Origin of the sequence: Winogradskyella sp., assembly GCF_965228925.1 — a bacterium.
Lineage (GTDB): Bacteria > Bacteroidota > Bacteroidia > Flavobacteriales > Flavobacteriaceae > Winogradskyella.
This window is the reverse complement of the sequence record NZ_OZ245845.1, coordinates 628,950-648,211: the sequence shown is the minus strand read 5'-3', so window position 1 is coordinate 648,211 and position 19,262 is coordinate 628,950. Positions and strand designations below refer to the sequence as shown.

The window sequence follows — 19,262 nt, the reverse complement described above, 5'->3', positions numbered from 1 at the left end:
TCGACCTGTCTGTGATAAGGCAGGTACAATTTTTTGTCAGACTGAGCGCCAAGCCTTCCAAAGTTTTGAGGGGCGAACAGACAGTCGGAGTCAGGAAAATCACACGAATGGATGAATTAATTTAATTGTTTATGATTTTAAGGCGAATTTTAATTTTGGCGTTCTTTGCCATGAGTTTGACGTTTTCGGCACAAATTAAAGATGCCAAACTCGACAAACTGATCCAAGAAACACTCACCACCTTTGAGGTGCCAGGAATTTCTGTAGGTATTTATAAAGATGGACAAGAGGTTTATGCCAAAGGACACGGAGTCCGTTCATTGACTACAGAAGAAGCTATGAATTCCGAGACTTTGGTCGGTGTGGCTTCTAATAGTAAGGGCTTTACCTGTTTTGCTTTGGCCATGATGATCGATGCTGGAAAATTACAATGGGATGATCCTGTACGAAAGTATATCCCCGAATTTCAATTGCACGACTCCTGGGTCACTGAACACTTCACGGTACGTGATTTGGTTACCCATCGTAGCGGCATGGGCTTGGGCGCTGGGGATTTGATGTTCTTTCCAGAAGGGAATGACTTTATCGTCCAAGATGTGATTAATAATGTGAAGTACTTAGAACCCGAAACCTCATTTAGGAGTAAGTTCGCCTATAACAACAATATGTTTATCATTGCCGGAGAGGTGTTAAAACGGGTCAGTGGTTTGTCTTGGGAAGACTTTATTGAAACTAAGATTATGAAGCCCGTGGGTATGACCAGCAGCAAGGCGTCTTACAATCGTGTGGAAGACAAATCCAATATCATTGATGCCCATACCAGAGCCGACGGAAAGGTGATTCAAATTCCGCATGATTGGAGCGAAACCGCTAATGCTGCAGGAGGTATTGTTAGTAACGTTCACGATATGATGACCTGGGCCCAATTCTTAATGAATGATGCCGTGACTAAGGACGGTGTGCGTCTGTTGGATTCGAGCTTGTTTCATGAGTTATGGCAATTACAAACACCATTAACTGTATACCCAGGAGATTGGTACAATTCTAATTTTAGGGGTTATGGTTTGGGTTGGTTTGTAACCGATGTTAAAGGCGGCCACAAACAAGTCTATCATACCGGTGGCTTAATAGGTACAGTGACACAATTTACCATGATACCCGATTTGGATTTGGCCATTGTGGTGTTGACCAATCAAATGAATGGTTTAGCCTTCCATACCATTACCAATACCATTAAGGACAGTTATTTGGGTTATGAGGACAGGCAATGGTTAGAAAAATTTGGTGGGCGCAATACGAATTACCTAAAGTACAACGACGGTCTAAAGGCTGATGTTTATGCTAAGGTTGCTGAAGTAAAAGGTAGTCCGGAGCTTCCAAAACCAGAGCAAATTGTTGGGACCTATAACGATGATTGGTTTGGTGATATTAGCATTTCCCATAATGAGAACGGTTACAGCATCAAGTGTATACGCTCTCCACGCTTATTTGGGGAATTGTTACCCTATAATGCGACGACGTTTGTCACTAAGTGGAATGATAGAAGTTATGATGCCGATGTCTTTGTTCAGTTTACTTTTGATGAAAATGGAAATGCCGTTTCGGCCAGTATGAAATACATAGCACCAATTACCGATTTCAGTTTCGATTTTCACGATTTAGAACTTAAAAAGACCGACTAGGTGAACATTAAACGAAAGGAACTTTTAGTCACTAGTTTTGCCCTATTCTCTTTGTTTTTTGGAGCGGGAAATCTCTTATTACCTCCATTATTGGGATATCATGCAGGTCAAAACTGGCTATGGGTCACCATAGGTTTTATGATCACTGCCGTGCTTATTCCTATTATAGGCATCCTTGCACATGCCAAACTACAAGGCACGATGTATGATTTTGGCAAAAAGGTATCTCCGTGGTTTAGCTCCATATACTGTATTATCGTTTATGTGATTTCTGTGGCCATACCCTCGCCACGCACGGCATCTGCCACACACGAAATTGCAATTCACCCTGCCTTTGGTACTAATCCATTACTGACGAGTTTTATCTACTTTTCACTGGTTTTAGTGTTTGTGTTGAACCGTTCCAAAATCCTCAACCTTATCGGGAAGTTTTTAACACCGTTTATTGTCATTATGTTGCTGGCGGTTATCGGAATAGGCTTATCCTCGTCAGCATTTACTACCGGGGCTTCAACATTCGAAACGCCCATTGTTTCTGGAATATTAGAGGGCTACCAGACCTTTGACGCTATAGGGGCTGTTGTGGTTGGAGCTGTCATTATTATCTCCTTGAATTTTAAAAACATGAAGGTGAGTGCGTTTGAATCGAAGCGCAAACTTATTAGACAATCAGGCTTTATTGCTGGTGCCGGTTTATTTTTGATTTACGCAGGACTCATTGCCACAGGGGCTTATTACGGTTCAGAAATAGAAGTCAACACAGATTTAAGCACTGATATGCAACGTGCTAATTTGCTCCGCGGGATTAGTATTGCTGCTTTAGGGACTTTTGGAAATACGGTGTTGAGTATTCTTATTTCTTTGGCTTGTTTTACCACAGCGGTAGGTATTGTAGCAGGCACGGCCGATTATTTTAGAGGCTTGTTTAAGGCCTCCCAAACCGCTTATGTGATCACCGCTATCATAGCCTGTCTTGCAGGCATAGGCGTTGGGCAGATGAACTTTCACGATATTATTGTTATTGCTTATCCCGTATTGCTGTTTATTTACCCCATTACTATTGTACTGATACTTCTTAACGTATTATCTGAAAGCATCGCTACGCCATTGGTATTTCGAGTCGTGGTTATAGTCACCTTTATATGTAGTATCCCCGATGTGATTGGTTTTATTAGTCCATCGGAAAGTTTGAAAAACGTGACGGATTATATGCCTTTGGCTCAGCATAGTTTAGGTTGGGTCTTACCCGCATTATTGGCTTTTGTCATTACGGTTTTGGTACAGCCAAAGGGGAGAACTGCGTGAAATATATGGGAAAAAGGTGCGAAAGCGACTTTTTCTTAGCATGCGGAATAGCTATCGATTACAGAGAGTGTGGAGCGGTTGTTTGTTTTTGGGAATCAAAACTATACTTATTGTATGTTGAATCCTGCATACAATAAGTATAGTTTTGATTAATGATAAATCAATTTATACTTCAAGAATTTGGAAATCGTGTTAGGTATCTAAGAACTCAAGCAGGATTAAGCCAAGAGAAACTATCTTTTCTTACAGGTTTTCATAGAACATATATTGGAATGATTGAACGTGGTGAACGCAATATTTCATTGACTAATATATTGGTTTTTGCCAAGGCATTTGAATTAAATGTTGATGAGTTATTAGATTTTAGTGATAGCAGTTCAAAATTATCCTTTAAAGATTATCAATTTAAAAAGGATAATTAGATGAATAGAGCGTACTACAAAAATTCAATTTCAGAATTTTTAATAGAGGATTCTAACGTGATTTTAGGACAATTAAGTCTTAATCATAGTAATCGCTCTCTCGAAGATTTGCAAAAGAATTCATGGGTAAAGCAAATTGATGTTCTTAAAAAAGAATTACAGGGTCTAGAAGGTTCAATCTATTTTGAATTTGGAATTCCTAGAATGGGGAAAAGAGTTGATAATATAATTATTGTTGATGATTGTGTTTTCATAGTAGAGTTTAAAGTAGGAGATGATAAATACGCAAAACATGCAGAAAGACAAGTTATTGATTATACACTGGATTTAAGAAATTTTCACGAAGGAAGTCATTATTTGAAGTTGATACCAGTTCTGGTTTCGACTAATGCTGCCAATGAGTATATTGATGTAGATAGTATAATAGAATTAGATAATGTTGCAAAATGTAATAAGCATGGAATCAAACAAACAATTGAAAAGTTTCTACTGCCAGAACAGGTAAAAATTGATATTAATTTATGGGAAAACGCAATCTATAAACCGACTCCCACAATTGTTGAGGCATGTCAAGCATTGTACAAAGGACATAAAGTTGAAGAAATTTCTCGATCGGATGCCGGCGCAATAAATTTATCTAAAACCACAAGTTGTTTAAATACGATTATTGAAGATTCAAAAGCCAATCGAAAAAAAACTATTTGTTTTGTGACAGGCGTGCCTGGAGCAGGAAAAACTTTGGCAGGTTTAAAAATTGCTAATGAAAGAATGAAAACAGACGAAAATGAGCATGCTGTTTTTCTTTCAGGAAATGGACCATTGGTAGATGTATTAAGGGAGGCGTTGACTAGAGATTCAGTCAAGAATACCAGAGAAAATGGAAAGGTTACAACCAAGACCGAAACTAAAAGAAAGACAAATGCTTTCATTCAAAACATTCATCATTTTAGAGATGAATACTTAAAAAATAATATAGAACCAATTGAAAGAGTAGTAGTTTTTGATGAAGCTCAAAGAGCTTGGACAGAGCACCAAGTAAGTTCATTTATGAAGAGGAAAAAGGGGATTGAGAATTTTAAAATGTCTGAGCCTGAGTTTTTGATAGATGTCATGAATAGACATAAAGACTGGTGTGTAGTGGTGTGTTTAATTGGTGGTGGACAAGAGATAAACACTGGTGAGGCTGGATTGGAAGAATGGATAAATACATTTAAGTATAATTATCAAGATTGGGAAGTACATTATTCAGATTTAATTACAGATAGTATCAATTATATTAAGTCTATTGATAAAAAAGAGTGGCTATATTCCAATGCGAAACAAGAAAAAGATTTACACTTGGCTGTCTCACTTCGTTCTTTTAGGTCTGAAAAATTATCTGAATTTGTTCATGAATTTTTAGAACTAAATAAGGATAAGGCAAAGGAACTATATTGTCAAATATATCATGATTTCCCTATTTATATTACTAGAAATTTTGAATTAGCTAAAAGCTGGTTAAGGTCAAAGGCAAAAGGTACTGAACGAATAGGTATAATTGCTTCATCGGGCGCAAGAAGATTAAAACCTCTAGGCATAGACGTAAAAAATGAAATCTCTGCACCTGATTGGTTTTTGAATGATGATGTAGACATCAGGTCGTCAAATTTTCTTGAAAATATTGCGACAGAATTTGATATACAAGGTCTAGAGATCGATTACACCTGTGTTGCTTGGGGTGCGAATTTCCATATTATTAATAATAGTTGGAAATACCAAAGTTTTAAGGGGACTAAATGGTTGAATATCAATCAAGAAATTAGTAAAAGCTACCTCAAAAACACCTATAGAGTTTTAATGACTAGAGCTCGACAGGGAATGGTATTATTTTTGCCATTTGGTTCAGATTTGGACCATACAAGGCCTAATAGTTTTTACAATAAAACTTGGGATTATTTTAAAGAAATAGGCATCAAAGAATTATAGTACATCCTCAAACTGATTCATGAATTCATTCAAAACAGGTAAGTCTGCTTCAGCCCAGTCCAAATTCTTCAAGTCTTCTTTTTTAGACAAAACAAAATCAGAATGTTCTTTCAGTTTTAAATCTCCTGACACATAATTTGCAGCAAAAGGAATTAATTGAACTTTAAAATCTGGATATTCATGTCTAACAGGAGTGAACCTCTTATTTACTTGAATTTCAATATTCAATTCCTCTCTTATTTCTCTTTTTATACAGTCAACTTCAGATTCTCCATGTTCTATTTTTCCACCAGGGAACTCCCATTTCAATGGGAGCTTCATTGTTTCACTTCTTTGAACAGCTAGAATTTTATCCTTAAAACGGATAATAGCACATGTGACTGGTATAGTTTTCAAAATAACTTAAAAATTCATCAACTCCTCAATCTCCTCCGCTTCAATAGGAATATTTCGCATCAGGTTAAACGGGGCTCCACTATCTTGGATGACCACATCATCCTCCAGTCGAATGCCAAAACCTTCGTCGGGGATATAGATACCAGGTTCAACAGTAAAGACCATATTGGCTTGCATGGGTTCGTGGAGCAAACCATAATCATGGGTGTCTAAACCGATATGGTGGGAGGTGCCATGCATAAAGTACTTTTTATAGGCAGGCCAATCCGGGTTTTCGTTTTGTACATCCGCTTTATCCAATAAGCCTAAACCTAAGAGTTCAGAAGTCATAAGTTTGCCGACTTCCACATGATATTGCTCCCAAAGCGTTCCGGGAACTAGCATTTTGGTGGCTTCGTTCTTTACGCGATTGACCGCATTATACACGACTTTTTGCCGGTCCGTAAACTTTCCAGATACAGGAATGGTACGCGTCATATCGCTTGAGTAATTGGCATATTCAGCACCCACATCCATTAAGATGAGGTCCCCTGCTTTACATTGTTGGTTGTTTTCAATATAGTGTAAGACATTGGCATTATTGCCCGAGGCCACAATGGGCGTATAGGCAAAACCTTTAGAACGGTTATTTAAAAACTCGTGCATATATTCCGCTTCGATATTGTACTCCCAAACATCGGGCTTTACAAAATTGAGCACACGCCGAAAGCCCTTTTCGGTAATATCACAAGCTTTTTGCATAAGCGCTAACTCAATAGGATCTTTTACTGAACGTAGGCGTTGTAAGATGGGATTACTCTTAGCCACAGCATGGGCCGGATACTTACCTTTTAACCATTTGGTAAAGCGAGCTTCACGTGTTTCAGTTTCCACATTGGCGCGGTAGTGTTCATTGGTATTGATATACACGGTATCGCATTGGGTCATCAGCTCAAACATCACCTTTTCCAAGTCCTGTAACCAATAGACGGTCTTGATACCAGAAGTCTTAAATGCTGCTTCCTTGGTTAATTTTTCACCTTCCCAAATGGCAATGTGTTCGTTGGTCTCTTTAAGAAATAAAATCTCGCGATGTTTGTCTTTAGGACAGTCGGGAAACAAGACCAAAATACTCTCTTCCTGATCCACTCCACTTAAATAAAAGATATCCCGGTGCTGTGCAAAAGGCAAGGTGCTGTCGGCACTCACGGGGTAAATATCATTAGAATTAAATACCGCTAAACTATTGGGACTCATCTGAGCCATAAAGTTGTTGCGGTTCTTGATAAAAAGTTGGGAGTCTATTAGATCGTATTTCATGAGTATGTCGTATTACAAGTGACAAAAACGAAGTTTTTCTTTAAAAACATCGATAAATTGTTATATTTGTTCGTTGAAATGTAATTAACCAAAACCTTACTCTATGAAAAAAATTACTCTAAAACTGTTCCTACTGGTATGTTGCCTGCTCTCGGGACAGTATACCGTAATTGCCCATGATTTGACTTTTAAAGTGCCTTTGGCCACTCAGGTTCAAGCTTCATCTCAAATTATTGAAGGTAAAGTTATCTCAAAAAAATCATTTTGGGATGCTAATCGGGAAAATATTTACACCGTCAATGTTATTGAGGTTTATAAAGTATTTAAAGGCCAGCAATTGTCTATGATCGAAGTTGTAACTCCAGGTGGAACGGTGGGCTTAGAGGCTCAATTGGTAACCCCGAGTTTACAATTAAATACGCACGATGTTGGTATTTTTCTGCTCACCGCGAATACGACTGCTATTCCAACGCAACACGCAGCATTTAAAGCCTACAGTGATGCCCAAGGGTTTTACGAGTACAACCTATTTAACAATACCGTTGTAAATCCATATCGTGTAAGAGAAGGAATCACTGATTTTTATACGACTGTAACAGGGCTTACTAATACGGGTTATACTAATATGAAAGACTTTAGTGTTGATGTATCGGCTAATAGGGGAACCTTAAGTATCGCGTCTATAAGTCCAACTACGGCTACAGCAGGTACTTTCACAGAGCTGACCATTAATGGTTCAGGCTTCGGTACAACTGCGCAAAATATTGGCTTTGCCAATTCTGATGACGGCGGTGCGACCTTTACGACAGCCATAGCAACACAGATTCTTAGCTGGTCCGATACCCAAATTGTCGTACAGATTCCATCTAAAGCAGGTACAGGGCAAGTGGCTATTATTAATTCGGCGGGAAATTCGATTCTAGGGACTTCACCACAGACTTTAACTATTGAATATGCACAAATTAATATCGTTTCTGATGCAATTTCAGCTGGGACCAATATAGCCTATAATACCCAACATGTTAACGACGATAGTAATGGTGGTTACACTTGGCAGATGTTTACGGATTTTGATGCCAATACTTCGGCCAATGCTTCATTTATTAGGGCTTTGGATACCTGGCGTTGTACTACGGATGTGTATTGGACTGTTGGTGCGGTGACGGCCACTGACATTGTAGCTGACGATGGTGTTAATATTGTACGCTTTGATAATGGCGGCGAGTTGCCTAATGGTGTTCTTGGGCGTTGCACATCAAGATTTTCAGGATGTCTTACTAACGGAGGAACTGTGTTGGATTGGTATGTTGACGAACTGGATATTGCGTTTGATGATGGGACCAATTGGGAATACGGCCCTACAGCTCCAGCATTTACCGAATTTGATTTTGAAAGTGTCGCCGTACACGAATTGGGTCACGGACATCAATTGGACCATGTCATTGATAGCAATGTTGTCATGCACTTTGCATTATCGAATGGTGAATCGCAGCGTAATCTAAGTGCCGGAGATATTAGTGGTGCGGGTGATGTGCATACCAGAAGTACGTCGGCGGCGGCCTGCGGCGCCCCATTGATGCTAGATTTTGACTGTTCCGTATTATCCGTGTCTTCGGAAGAGCTAAGTGCGGCTATTAGTATTTATCCTAATCCATCCAATGGTAGGGTCTATATTAATAATTCAGGATTTATAACTTTAGATAGTGCTCGTATATACGATGTTAATGGCAGACTTATTCTAAGAAAGGAATTAGCTGATACACCGCTCAATCAAATTGACTTGACCACTATAAGTAAAGGGGTGTACTTTTTGATGGTAAGCAGCGATGACGCCTCAATCACTGAAAAGATTGTTATCGAGTAAGACTGTAACTCGTAACGTAAAATATTAAAAAAGGTAGCTTTAAGCTACCTTTTTTTGTTGATGCAAGAAAGGGTTTTGTCTATAAAACTATCATTACGGTTAGGGCTTATGAGTTTACATACGATTGGGAACCGTCTGTAAGTCTGCAGGCAGCATTAACTGATAGTCGTAGGCATAAACGAGCTGTCTTAGCTTGTGATACGAGCCATCCTTAGGGAGTACAATAGCTCCATTTTCTATAGCGGTTCTGATGGCTTTTAAATTCACTATAGTCCATTGGTCTTGTTTGGCCAGTGGCATGAATATTTTGTAGCGCTTATAGCTCCGCTTATATTTTTCAAAGTAATTGATGATGCTGCCATCTTCGGCAATTTCATAGGGTCGCCATGAGCCAATAGTGGTGGCTTCCGTACCATTTTCTTCTGCTAAAGACTGCACCAGTTCTCCAATGTCATAGGCGCCATTCGACAAAATTTTACGGGCATGCAAGCTTCCTATTTTAGTGTAGACCTTAGGTTGTTTTTCGGTCTTTAGTGCGTCGTTGTAATTTCTCATAAAGTTGTCGCGCATATAGCTGATGCGGTCGACGTGAGAATCGTTTCTCCAATTGATGTAAATCTCCCAACTGATTTTTAAATCCTTAATAATGGCTTGTGCCTTTTTGTTAGAGGCATCAAAAGCCTTAAAATAATTTTCTACAGCAGGCTCTTTAATTATGAGACTATAGGCGCCATCGTTTTCCTCTTTAAACTCTGCCATAAAGTGTTTGAACATAATGGCTTTGGCTTGGTTTTGTAATTGAACAATAGTTTGGTGGCTGGGGTCGTTTTTGGCTGTCTTTGTCAGTTCGTCCATTAAGTAAAAGGCCGAAAAATAGAACTCTTGATCAAGTCCCCAAAGCTGCATACCATTACGGCGTGCCGCCTGTAAAAATCTAGCATCGCCTAGGTTGTCAAAAAATGGAATAGGTACTGCAGCTTCCTCTCCTTGTACTACGGTATAAGCCGAATTGAATGCCTTTAACTGGGCTATCGTTTTTTCTGCAGGGGTTGCAAGTGCCGTTAATTTTTCTGCTGAGTGCGGTCCGACTTCAATAGCGAAATACTTGAATCCAGAATCCGCAAGAATTGGCATTAAAGCTTCGTTGATAATAGAGGTCTGTTCTGATCCATGTATTTCTCCATAAACCACAAATTGGGAATTGCGAATAACATCCTTTAGGACTTGGGCACCCTTTCCACGCAATTCACCTTCATTAATGGTAAAGTAGTTCGTAAACGTTTTTAGAAGTTCGGTATCCAATGGTTTAGCTTCTTTTTGAGCGCTCAATACAAGACTAATGAGCAATGCAACTATGGTAACTGTGTTTTTCATGATATGCTGTTTTAAATTATATGACTACAAGGATACTATCCTTAGCAGCCCATACCATAGCTATTTACACGAGTCGTATTGAAAACACCATCAATAAGGGTTATTTTTATAGCAATGCGTTTGTCCTGAAAACACATAGGTTGATACGACAAAACACAAAGCTGGTGTAATCCTAATGTCATTTACGCAGAATCCTGCTAAATTCGCGTTATGCGATTATCTAAAGAATTAAAGTACAATATCGTTTTTGCCATACTCCTTATGGTCGTCAGTGTCACTTGGGAATATTCTAACGATGTCATTTTTAATCAGCCTACCGATATTTGGTTTAATCCAGGGTCCATACTACTTTTTACAACGATGCATATCGCTTATTTTTCGGTATATACCATTAATTATTTGGTGTTTGCTCCGCGATTTTTAAAACCTAATAGAATTGTAGAATATGGCTTGTCCTTCATTGTTATGGTCTTCTGTTTTGCCGGTATCCGTTTTCTTTTAGAGGAAGTTTTGTTGCTAGCCCTGTTCGACTTTCACAATTACAATCTCGATCGGCCTAATATCGTCGCTATTTATTTGACCGATAGTGCTGTGTACAGCATCAGACCATGTTTATTTAGTAGTCTTATGTTTTTGTTCTTTAGATTCAATGAAAACAAGTCTAAAATACATCAGATTCAATTAGAGCATCAAGATGCTCAAATGGCGATGTTACGATCCCAAATAAGTCCACATTTTTTGTTCAATACTCTAAATGGATTTTATTCAGATCTCTACGAAGACAAGCCCGAAACGGCCGATGATATTCTAAAGCTCTCCAACTTGCTGAGGTATGTGACTTATGACGCCAAGGAAAACTATATGCCCTTGCATAAGGAAATAGCATTTATTAAAGACTATCTTTATTTTTACAAGAAGCGCTATGAAGATGAGTTTTATGTTGATTTTGAAATAAAAGGAGAGGTTGAAGTGCAAAAGGTACCAGCTTTGATGTTAATTCATTTTGTCGAAAATTTATGCAAACATGGGATTATTAACGATGCTGCACAACCCGCAAACATTGAAGTCAACATTAATCAGCACAGCCTGGAAATTAAAACCGAAAATGCCGTAGACCCTTCAGAGAATTATATGGATAAAGGTATTGGGACAAAAAACATAAAGAGGAGATTAGAGCTCTTATTTGGGGAACGATTTACACTCCATTCCGTAAAAGAAAAAGGGGTTTACAAAGCCTATTTAAAACTGCCATTATAATGCAAAAATTAAGCTGTATTATTGTCGATGATGAACCAGCGGCCATTAGATTGTTGGAGCGCTATATTGCAGATGTTCCTTTTTTAAATTTTCTAACCTCCTTTACCAAGCCGCTTGAAGCCTTGGCCTATTTAGAATCAAATAGTGTGGACTTGGTTTTGCTAGATGTTCAAATGCCGCAACTCACAGGGGTGCAGCTATCCAAAATTATCAACCCGAAAACAAAAATTATTTTTACAACCGCTTACTCTGAATTCGCCCTGCATAGTTACGAAGTTGCGGCAGTAGATTATTTGCTTAAACCCATCGCTTTTGAACGTTTTTATAAGGCCGTGTCTAAGGTTTTGCCTTCAGAACGGGAGGTATTGGTTTCGAATGGGGATACCGAAGCCTATATTTTTATAAAGACCGATGGAAAACATAATTTTAACAAGGTGTTTTTAGAAGACATTCTTTTTGTTGAGGGCTTAAAGAACTACGTTTCCGTCCAGTTAAAAGAAGAACAGATTATTACATATAGCACCCTAAAGCATCTATCCGAACGCTTGCCAAATAATCAATTCATTCAAATTCATAAGTCATATATCCTTGCTTTAGCACATATTACAAGAATAGAAAATGATGCCGTTTGGATCGAAGAGCGACAGCTACCCATCGGCAATAGGTATCGAAAGTCCTTTTTTGAAATGATCAATAGGCGGCAGCTATAGCTTGAAGGGACTTTATTAAGGATGACAGGTGTTAAAATGTGGCTTGGCTTCTATTTACCCATGGACTTTTTTGATGCTTCTCGCAATATTCATTAATTTCATGCCACTAAAAATCGAACTCTAATGCCGTATTCAAAATTTCTTTCGTTTGTAGTAGGTCTCACTACAACACTAGTCTTTTCACAACAACCAGCGACCTCTGCCGAAATCGTAAAACAGGCTTTAGCACAAAAGAACGCTATGACGCAATCGTCATTAGTAAAAAATGTGCCTTTTAAAAATATAGGACCGACCATTATGAGTGGTCGAGTGGTTGATTTGGAGGTCAACCCAGATATGCCATCTGAGTTTTATGTGGGCTATGCGTCGGGAGGAGTTTGGCATACAACGAATAATGGCACTTCATTTACGCCAATTTTGGATAATTCAGACACGCAGAATGTCGGTGATATTGCGGTACATTGGCCGAGCAGAACCATCTATGTAGGGACTGGTGAGAATAATTCTTCACGTTCGTCTTATGCAGGAATTGGCTTGTTAAAATCGACAGATAATGGTCAAACATGGACTAATATAGGCCTTATGGATGCACACCATTTTGCTCCGATTTTAATTCATCCAGATAATCCTGACGTGATTACTGTCGGTGTCACAGGACATTTATATTCTCCAAATACAGAACGTGGGGTTTATAAAACTACTGATGGCGGAACCACCTGGAAACAGACATTATTTGTGGATAATATGAGCGGCATTATTGACTTACAACATAGTCCCAATAATTACAATGTGATGTATGCTACTTCTTGGACTAAAGATAGAAAAGCATGGAACTTTACGGGGAACGGTACCAATTCTGGGATTTATAAAAGTACCGATGCTGGAGACACTTGGGCCAAAGTATCTACTGAAAACAGTGGTTTCCCGACGGGTGAAGGTGTAGGACGTATTGGAATAGCCGTATACAATGATAATGTAGTTTATGCCGTACACGATAGTCAGTTTAGACGGCCCGATGACGCTTCGACAAGCTCAGCAACCAAAAGAGGTTTAACAAAGGATGATTTTAAAACCATGTCTAATGAGGATTTCCTTGCATTGGATGATAAAAAGCTAAATACCTTTTTAAAGACCAATGGGTTTCAGGAAAAATACCGAGCCGAAAATGTAAAGCAGATGGTGCGCTCGGGCAATGTGAAGCCAGTGGATTTAGCTAAGTATTTGGAAGATGCCAATACCTTATTGTTCGACACTCCTGTCGTCGGTGCTGAGGTTTATAAAAGTACAAATGGTGGAAAAACTTGGAAGAAAACCCATGATGATTACCTAGATGGGATTTATTTTAGCTATGGTTATTACTTTGGGCATATCCATGTTTCTCCAGTCAATGAAGACCATATTTATATTTATGGAGTGCCAATAGTAAAATCCAAAGATGGTGGGCAATCCTGGACCTCTATTAGTGCAGAAAATGTTCATGCCGATCATCATGCACTTTGGATTAATCCTAAAAATCCAAATCATTTAATAGATGGCAACGATGGTGGTGTTAACATCACCTATGACGATGGCGATAACTGGATAAAGAATAACTCCCCTTCCGTGGGTCAGTTCTATGCCATAAATGCAGATAATGAAAAACCCTATAATGTTTATGGAGGTTTACAGGACAATGGTGTTTGGAAAGGAGCACATAACGCTCGCGAAGACAAGGGTTGGCATCAACAAGGGCAATATCCTTGGAAAGCCATCATGGGTGGTGATGGGATGCAAGTTGAGATCGACAATCGAAATTCGAATATCGTCTATACAGGTTTTCAGTTTGGAAATTACTATCGATTGAATTTAGAAACTCAAGACCGCAAGTATATTCAACCCAAACATACCCTTGGTGAAAATCCATACCGTTTTAATTGGCAGACCCCAATTTTGTTGTCACCACACAATCAAGATATCTTGTATTTAGGGGGCAATAAGTTAATGCGATCCATGAATCAAGGCAACGACTGGGAAGCCATTAGTGAGGATTTAACCAACGGAGGAAAAAAAGGCAATGTTGCCTACGGTACCTTGACAACGATCAGTGAGAGCCCGTTTCAATTTGGTTTAATCTATGCTGGAAGTGATGACGGCTTATTACACGTTACTAAAAATGCTGGGGGCAGTTGGACCAAGATTTCAAATACATTTCCTAAGGATTTATGGGTGAGCCGTGTTGTGGCTTCCAAGCACAAAAAAGAACGCGTTTATGTCACCTTAAATGGATACCGCTGGGATGATTTTAAAGTCTATGCCTACATGAGCGATGATTATGGGCAAACTTGGAAGGCTATTGGCACTAATATTCCGGCCTCTCCAGTGAATGTCATAAGAGAGGATTCTGAGAATGACAATATCTTGTATTTAGGGACCGATAATGGAGCTTATGTCTCCTTTGATAGAGGTGCTTCTTGGGAGGTGTTTTCTAATGGTTTGCCAAATGTTGCTGTTCATGATATCGTTATTCAGCCCGAAGCTAAAGATTTGTTGCTTGGTACGCACGGTCGAAGTATTTATAAGGCCCATATAGCGCCACTTCAGAAGATGAATGCGGACCTGGAGTCAAAGGCCATTACCATTTTTGATGTGAGTCCCATTCGCCATTCGAGTCGCTGGGGAAGTTCTTGGAGCAAATGGTTAGAGGCTTATGAGCCAGAAAAAACCATTCAATTTTATAGTAATACCTCAGGTGAAAAAACTATAAACATTCTCTCTGAAAAAGGAGCTGCATTACATCGTATGAAGGTCAAAGCCGATAAGGGCTTTAATTATATCGACTATAATTTAGAGCTTACGGAAAAAGGGCGAAAGGCTTTGATGAAAGAAAACACAAGTATAGATATTAATAAAGCCAGCAATGAAAAATATTACTTGCCAAAAGGCGTTTATACAGTTGAGATTGATGGCTCAAAGACTAAGTTGGAAGTCAAATAATGAATATTATGAGTTAAAAAGACGCTTATGAGCGCAGCTCATAGGCGTGTAAAAAAAGTGTATTTTTAAAACCCAAATCGTATTCAAATATGAAAAAATGTATCCTACTTTTGTTAGTATTTACCGCAGTGTTGTCTTGCAGTGATGATAATGACGACAATCCAAATGCAGACCCTCAACTTATCATTAGACTCAACTTTGACCCTAATCAGCAGCGATTAGATAACTTAGGACAACCAGCTGTAATACCTAATGGTAACGCTGCACAAACACCAGTTATTCAAAGCATGAGTGCCAATTATATTGAGCTCGCACCAACGGCAACAGCACTATTGGGGCAGGGAGAAATCATCTATGAAGGTGCGGAAACGAATGCTGGTGGAGACATGGCTATAGATTTTCAGCAGTCCATTTTTGCAGGTGATGACGAGGTGTTTTTAAGTATCCCCTTGGGTCAAGTGGCCTCTGGAACTTACGAATGGGTAAGAGTATCATTAGCTTATCAGGAAGGTGATATTCAGCTTTTAGTGGATAATGTTGGTGAAGTCACAGGACGCTTGGCAAGTTTTGTGGGCTATAATAATTATATCACATCCTTTGATTTAAATGGAAGTAGTATAGAGGTGAATGATGATAAGCTACAAGGGTTTTGGGCCTTTGAGGCTTTAGGATTCACTTCTCAAGGTCAGGCACCAGAAGGGGCAACGACGGTTCCTAATCCATTATTCGACACATCACCTGTACCTCAAGGCTCTTGCGTTGTGACCGGAGAGTTTTCAAATCCATTTACGATTACAGGAGATGAAACAGAGGATATTACGGTGACCTTATCGTTCTCAATTAACAATAGTTTTGAATGGACCGAGGTTAATAGCGATGGAAAGTATGAGCCTTCTGCCGGTGAGCAGGTGGTTGATATGGGATTGAGAGGATTGATTCCGAGTGTTTCTAATTAAATACTATTTTTATTGCCTAATTATGGTTAAAAGTGAAAAATGACATTAGGGGATGAACAGTATGTTTCCGTAAAGCCAAAAGATAAAGTCCTACGAAAGTATATCGCTTATTATTATTTTAATTCATCATTTGAAAAAGGATATACTAAAAAATTTATTTTTTATCCACATTACAAGAATGCACTTACGGTTTACAAAAATGGAAAAATTGAGCTCGTACAAAATTGTTCCTATGCAAAACCTTGTTTAAGTCAAAAATATGAGATCGGATATACAGGTATTCTTTCAGAAGGCCAAATAGTTATGATTGATGCTCCTTTTAATAAATTGGGAGTTGTTTTTCAGCCCTTGGGGATTAATAATTTTTTTTCTGAGCCCTTATCAGAAATTGTTCTTGAAACCCCAATATTAAACTTCAATTATTTTGGGGATGAATTTATCAATCTTTTGGATATGGTTTTTGACACAGATCATATAGAACAAAAAGTTGATTACTTGGATTATTTTTTTTGTTCAGAATTACAGCCCTTAAATGAGCAAAGGATTATTAAGGCAGTATCTCTTTTATTAGAAAAAGATATGCCTATTCAAAATGTGTCAGGGGAATTAGGAATTAACAGAAAAACGTTACAGCGGTTATTCAGAAGACATTTAAATTGTACACCAAAGGCATTTGCAACTATAGTTAAGTTTAGAAGGGCCTTAAATCTTTATCAAAGTAAAGAACAAAAACCTCAATTGACCCAATTTACCTACGAGAATGAATATTACGATCAGTCAGATTTTATAAAACATTTTAAGAAAGTAACGGGTTTTAATCCTAAAAAGTTTTTTGCAGATATTTCGCATCTCGGTTCAGAGGATACCTTTTGGACGCTATTGGAAAATTAGGCTGTCCCATTTCTACAATTTTTTGAGTTGAGTTCTATATAAGTTTGTTTCATCATCAGAAAACAATCATTATGAGACAAATTATTTTAAGTACTTTGATATGTTTATTAGCTTTTTCTTGCAAGCAGGATAAGGAAATTTCAAAAAAAGAATACCTTAATAACAACAATTATGATTTAAACCTTGAGGAATTTGAGTTTCCGCAGCAAGGATTCAAAATTATAGGATTTGGAGCGTATCACGGCAGTGCTAAAACAGAAGATATAGAATTAAAACTTATCCAATCTTTAACAAAACAAAATGCCATAAAGTACTATCTGCCTGAAACAGATTTTAGCATTGCGCATTACTTTGATTATTACCTTAATACTGGCGATACGTTGCTTCTAAAGGACTTGGTAACTACGTACGGCTCAAGGGTTCCTCAAGACAGAAGTATTGAAACGTACAACAAATGGAAACAACTAAGAACCATAAATGAGGCGCTTCCAAGAGATAAGAAGTTGAAAGTTTTAGGCATTGATTTATTGGTTAGTTATAAGTACACGTCTAAACACATTCTAGAATTAATAGATAGTAAAACTAGTTTATCACAAGCACATGAAAATTTAAAACATATGGTTTCTATGGACACTACAGATTACTCCATTGGTTATGAGAGTTACTCCAAGCGTGTTTTTAGGGAATTTGTTGCTGATTTTGAGCAGAATAAGAAGCTTTTTTATGACGCAATCGCCAAAAAAGAAGATTTTAACCACATTATAGCCAATATTAAAGTGACTTTCAGGGATTTTAGAAAGGATAGAGAGCCTACAATATATTCTAATTATATAGCATTAAAAAAGCGCTTTAGTTTTGAATTAAATCCGCAATTTATGAGAATGGGCTTTTCACACCTCATGAAATCAAGAGAAGGCAAAAAGGGGTATTCTTATTTCTTCAACAGACTTATCGAAAATAATATTTACGATAAGAATACTATTGTTTCTGTAATTGGGTATCTCACTAAAAGTCATGTTGTTTGGGATGAAATATATGACGATAACGGTAAGTATACGGGTTATACCACCGAAGGTGGTTACGGTATTGGAGATTATGAAAAAGAATATTTCCGCGGTATAGTAAACCTGAAAGACACCAAGTTATCGGATAAAACCCTATACCGTTTAAATGGAAAAGACTCTCCTTATTTTCAAAAGGAGCCCGATTTAATTGAGGTTATAATGACAGATGAACCATCTAACGGTGAAGCAGTAAGAGGCATGTCTACACTAGATTTTATAGACTATGCAATTTTAATCTCTGACTCCAAGGCCAGTCGACCTATTTATGAAATGGAATAGCTTCCTTTTGTTATGTAAATCTTCTATAGATTAAAACCATTCTAAATAAATAATTATGACAGACGTCAGTTGCTAATACGTGGATTGTACTGTATTTTTGTAGGACTAACAAAAAGATTAGATCTACAATGAGCGGAATTTTAAATTCTTCGATTGGAAGAAAGTTTGCCATGGCGCTTTCGGCACTCTTCCTCATGATTTTTCTCGTAATGCATGTTTCCATAAATTTTACCTCGGTCTTTAGCGAGGAACTGTTTAATGATTTGTCTCATTTTATGGGAACAAATCCATTGGTTCAAGGGCTTATGCAACCCATTTTGATTTTTGGGGTTGTTTTTCATTTTGTGATGGGCTTTATCCTTGAAGCCAAGAACAGAGCGTCTAGGAGCGTCAAATATGCAAGTAACTCAGCTAAAGATAATTCGACTTGGATGTCGCGAAACATGTTGTTTAGTGGACTCGTAATTTTAGCGTTTTTATTAGTTCACTTTTATGATTTTTGGGTGCATGAGATGACCGTAAAATATGTCAATGGGGATATGAGCGGCCTCATAGATCCCAACAATGCAGAATCGGGATTCCGTTACTATGAAGAACTACGCGAAAAATTTGTCAGTCCTGTTAGAGTAGGTATTTATGTGGTGGCCTTTGTCTTATTAGCTTTACATTTATTGCATGGCTTTAATTCGTCTTTCCAGTCTATTGGTGCCAATAATAAATACATTAAAGGACTCAAAGGATTTAGTAAAGTTTACGCTATAGGTATACCTGCTTTATTCATTTTCATTGCAGTATATCATCACTTTACCCATTAAAAAATACACT

Annotated in this window: 16 protein-coding genes; 12 read left to right on the top strand and 4 right to left on the bottom strand. The window is 38.1% G+C overall.

Annotated elements, in window-relative coordinates; genetic code table 11:
• Positions 1 to 131: 131 nt before the first annotated feature.
• The 4 genes from ACO052_RS02500 to ACO052_RS02485 all read left to right on the top strand — a co-directional run bounded on the left by ACO052_RS02500 (position 132) and on the right by ACO052_RS02485 (position 5,374).
• Positions 132 to 1,682: a serine hydrolase gene (locus tag ACO052_RS02500; protein WP_422106440.1), complete on the top strand. Its 1,551-nt coding sequence runs from the start codon at positions 132 to 134 to the stop codon at positions 1,680 to 1,682.
• Complete coding sequence (gene brnQ / locus ACO052_RS02495; RefSeq protein WP_422106439.1) at positions 1,683 to 2,987, top strand: branched-chain amino acid transport system II carrier protein; 1,305 nt, start codon at positions 1,683 to 1,685, stop codon at positions 2,985 to 2,987.
• A 152-nt stretch (positions 2,988 to 3,139) separates the two neighbouring features.
• Positions 3,140 to 3,409: a helix-turn-helix domain-containing protein gene (locus ACO052_RS02490; protein WP_422106437.1), complete on the top strand. Its 270-nt coding sequence runs from the start codon at positions 3,140 to 3,142 to the stop codon at positions 3,407 to 3,409.
• Entirely contained in the window at positions 3,410 to 5,374 is a 1,965-nt protein-coding gene (locus ACO052_RS02485; RefSeq protein WP_422106436.1) for a DUF2075 domain-containing protein, read from the top strand.
• On the opposite strand, the gene ACO052_RS02480 is transcribed toward ACO052_RS02485, so the two are convergent.
• Positions 5,369 to 5,770, bottom strand: a complete 402-nt coding sequence (locus ACO052_RS02480; protein WP_422106435.1) for a (deoxy)nucleoside triphosphate pyrophosphohydrolase — start codon at positions 5,768 to 5,770, stop codon at positions 5,369 to 5,371. The two genes, ACO052_RS02485 and ACO052_RS02480, sit on opposite strands and share 6 nt — an antisense overlap.
• 6 nt (positions 5,771 to 5,776) lie before the next feature.
• On the bottom strand, positions 5,777 to 7,069 hold the full coding sequence (locus ACO052_RS02475; protein WP_422106434.1) for an aminopeptidase P family protein: 1,293 nt from the start codon (positions 7,067 to 7,069) through the stop codon (positions 5,777 to 5,779).
• Positions 7,070 to 7,172: 103 nt separating this feature from the next.
• Between ACO052_RS02475 and ACO052_RS02470 the strand changes: the two genes are divergently transcribed.
• The gene (locus ACO052_RS02470) at positions 7,173 to 8,933 is read left to right on the top strand and encodes a T9SS type A sorting domain-containing protein (protein WP_422106433.1); all 1,761 of its coding nucleotides are present in this window, start codon (positions 7,173 to 7,175) and stop codon (positions 8,931 to 8,933) included.
• 114 nt (positions 8,934 to 9,047) lie between these two features.
• On the opposite strand, the gene ACO052_RS02465 is transcribed toward ACO052_RS02470, so the two are convergent.
• Both ACO052_RS02465 and ACO052_RS02460 read right to left on the bottom strand, forming a co-directional pair.
• Positions 9,048 to 10,307 (bottom strand): hypothetical protein, encoded by a 1,260-nt coding sequence (locus tag ACO052_RS02465; protein WP_422106432.1) that lies wholly within the window; start codon positions 10,305 to 10,307, stop codon positions 9,048 to 9,050.
• A gap of 41 nt (positions 10,308 to 10,348) precedes the next feature.
• Positions 10,349 to 10,489: a hypothetical protein gene (locus ACO052_RS02460; RefSeq protein ID WP_422106431.1), complete on the bottom strand. Its 141-nt coding sequence runs from the start codon at positions 10,487 to 10,489 to the stop codon at positions 10,349 to 10,351.
• 28 nt (positions 10,490 to 10,517) lie between these two features.
• Between ACO052_RS02460 and ACO052_RS02455 the strand changes: the two genes are divergently transcribed.
• From ACO052_RS02455 to ACO052_RS02425, 7 genes are all read left to right on the top strand, one after another.
• A complete protein-coding gene (locus ACO052_RS02455; protein ID WP_422106430.1) occupies positions 10,518 to 11,564 on the top strand; it encodes a sensor histidine kinase in 1,047 nt (348 codons plus the stop codon).
• Complete coding sequence (locus ACO052_RS02450; protein ID WP_422106429.1) at positions 11,564 to 12,274, top strand: LytR/AlgR family response regulator transcription factor; 711 nt, start codon at positions 11,564 to 11,566, stop codon at positions 12,272 to 12,274. The genes ACO052_RS02455 and ACO052_RS02450 overlap by 1 nt, the downstream gene beginning before the upstream one ends.
• A 123-nt stretch (positions 12,275 to 12,397) precedes the next feature.
• Positions 12,398 to 15,247, top strand: coding sequence for a glycosyl hydrolase (locus ACO052_RS02445; protein ID WP_422106428.1), 2,850 nt, complete (start codon positions 12,398 to 12,400; stop codon positions 15,245 to 15,247).
• A gap of 89 nt (positions 15,248 to 15,336) precedes the next feature.
• On the top strand, positions 15,337 to 16,203 hold the full coding sequence (locus ACO052_RS02440) for a hypothetical protein (protein ID WP_422106427.1): 867 nt from the start codon (positions 15,337 to 15,339) through the stop codon (positions 16,201 to 16,203).
• A 39-nt stretch (positions 16,204 to 16,242) separates the two neighbouring features.
• Positions 16,243 to 17,094: a helix-turn-helix domain-containing protein gene (locus ACO052_RS02435; protein ID WP_422106426.1), complete on the top strand. Its 852-nt coding sequence runs from the start codon at positions 16,243 to 16,245 to the stop codon at positions 17,092 to 17,094.
• A 71-nt stretch (positions 17,095 to 17,165) separates the two neighbouring features.
• Entirely contained in the window at positions 17,166 to 18,437 is a 1,272-nt protein-coding gene (locus tag ACO052_RS02430; protein ID WP_422106425.1) for a hypothetical protein, read from the top strand.
• A gap of 128 nt (positions 18,438 to 18,565) precedes the next feature.
• Complete coding sequence (locus ACO052_RS02425; RefSeq protein ID WP_422106424.1) at positions 18,566 to 19,252, top strand: succinate dehydrogenase cytochrome b subunit; 687 nt, start codon at positions 18,566 to 18,568, stop codon at positions 19,250 to 19,252.
• Positions 19,253 to 19,262: the final 10 nt, after the last annotated feature.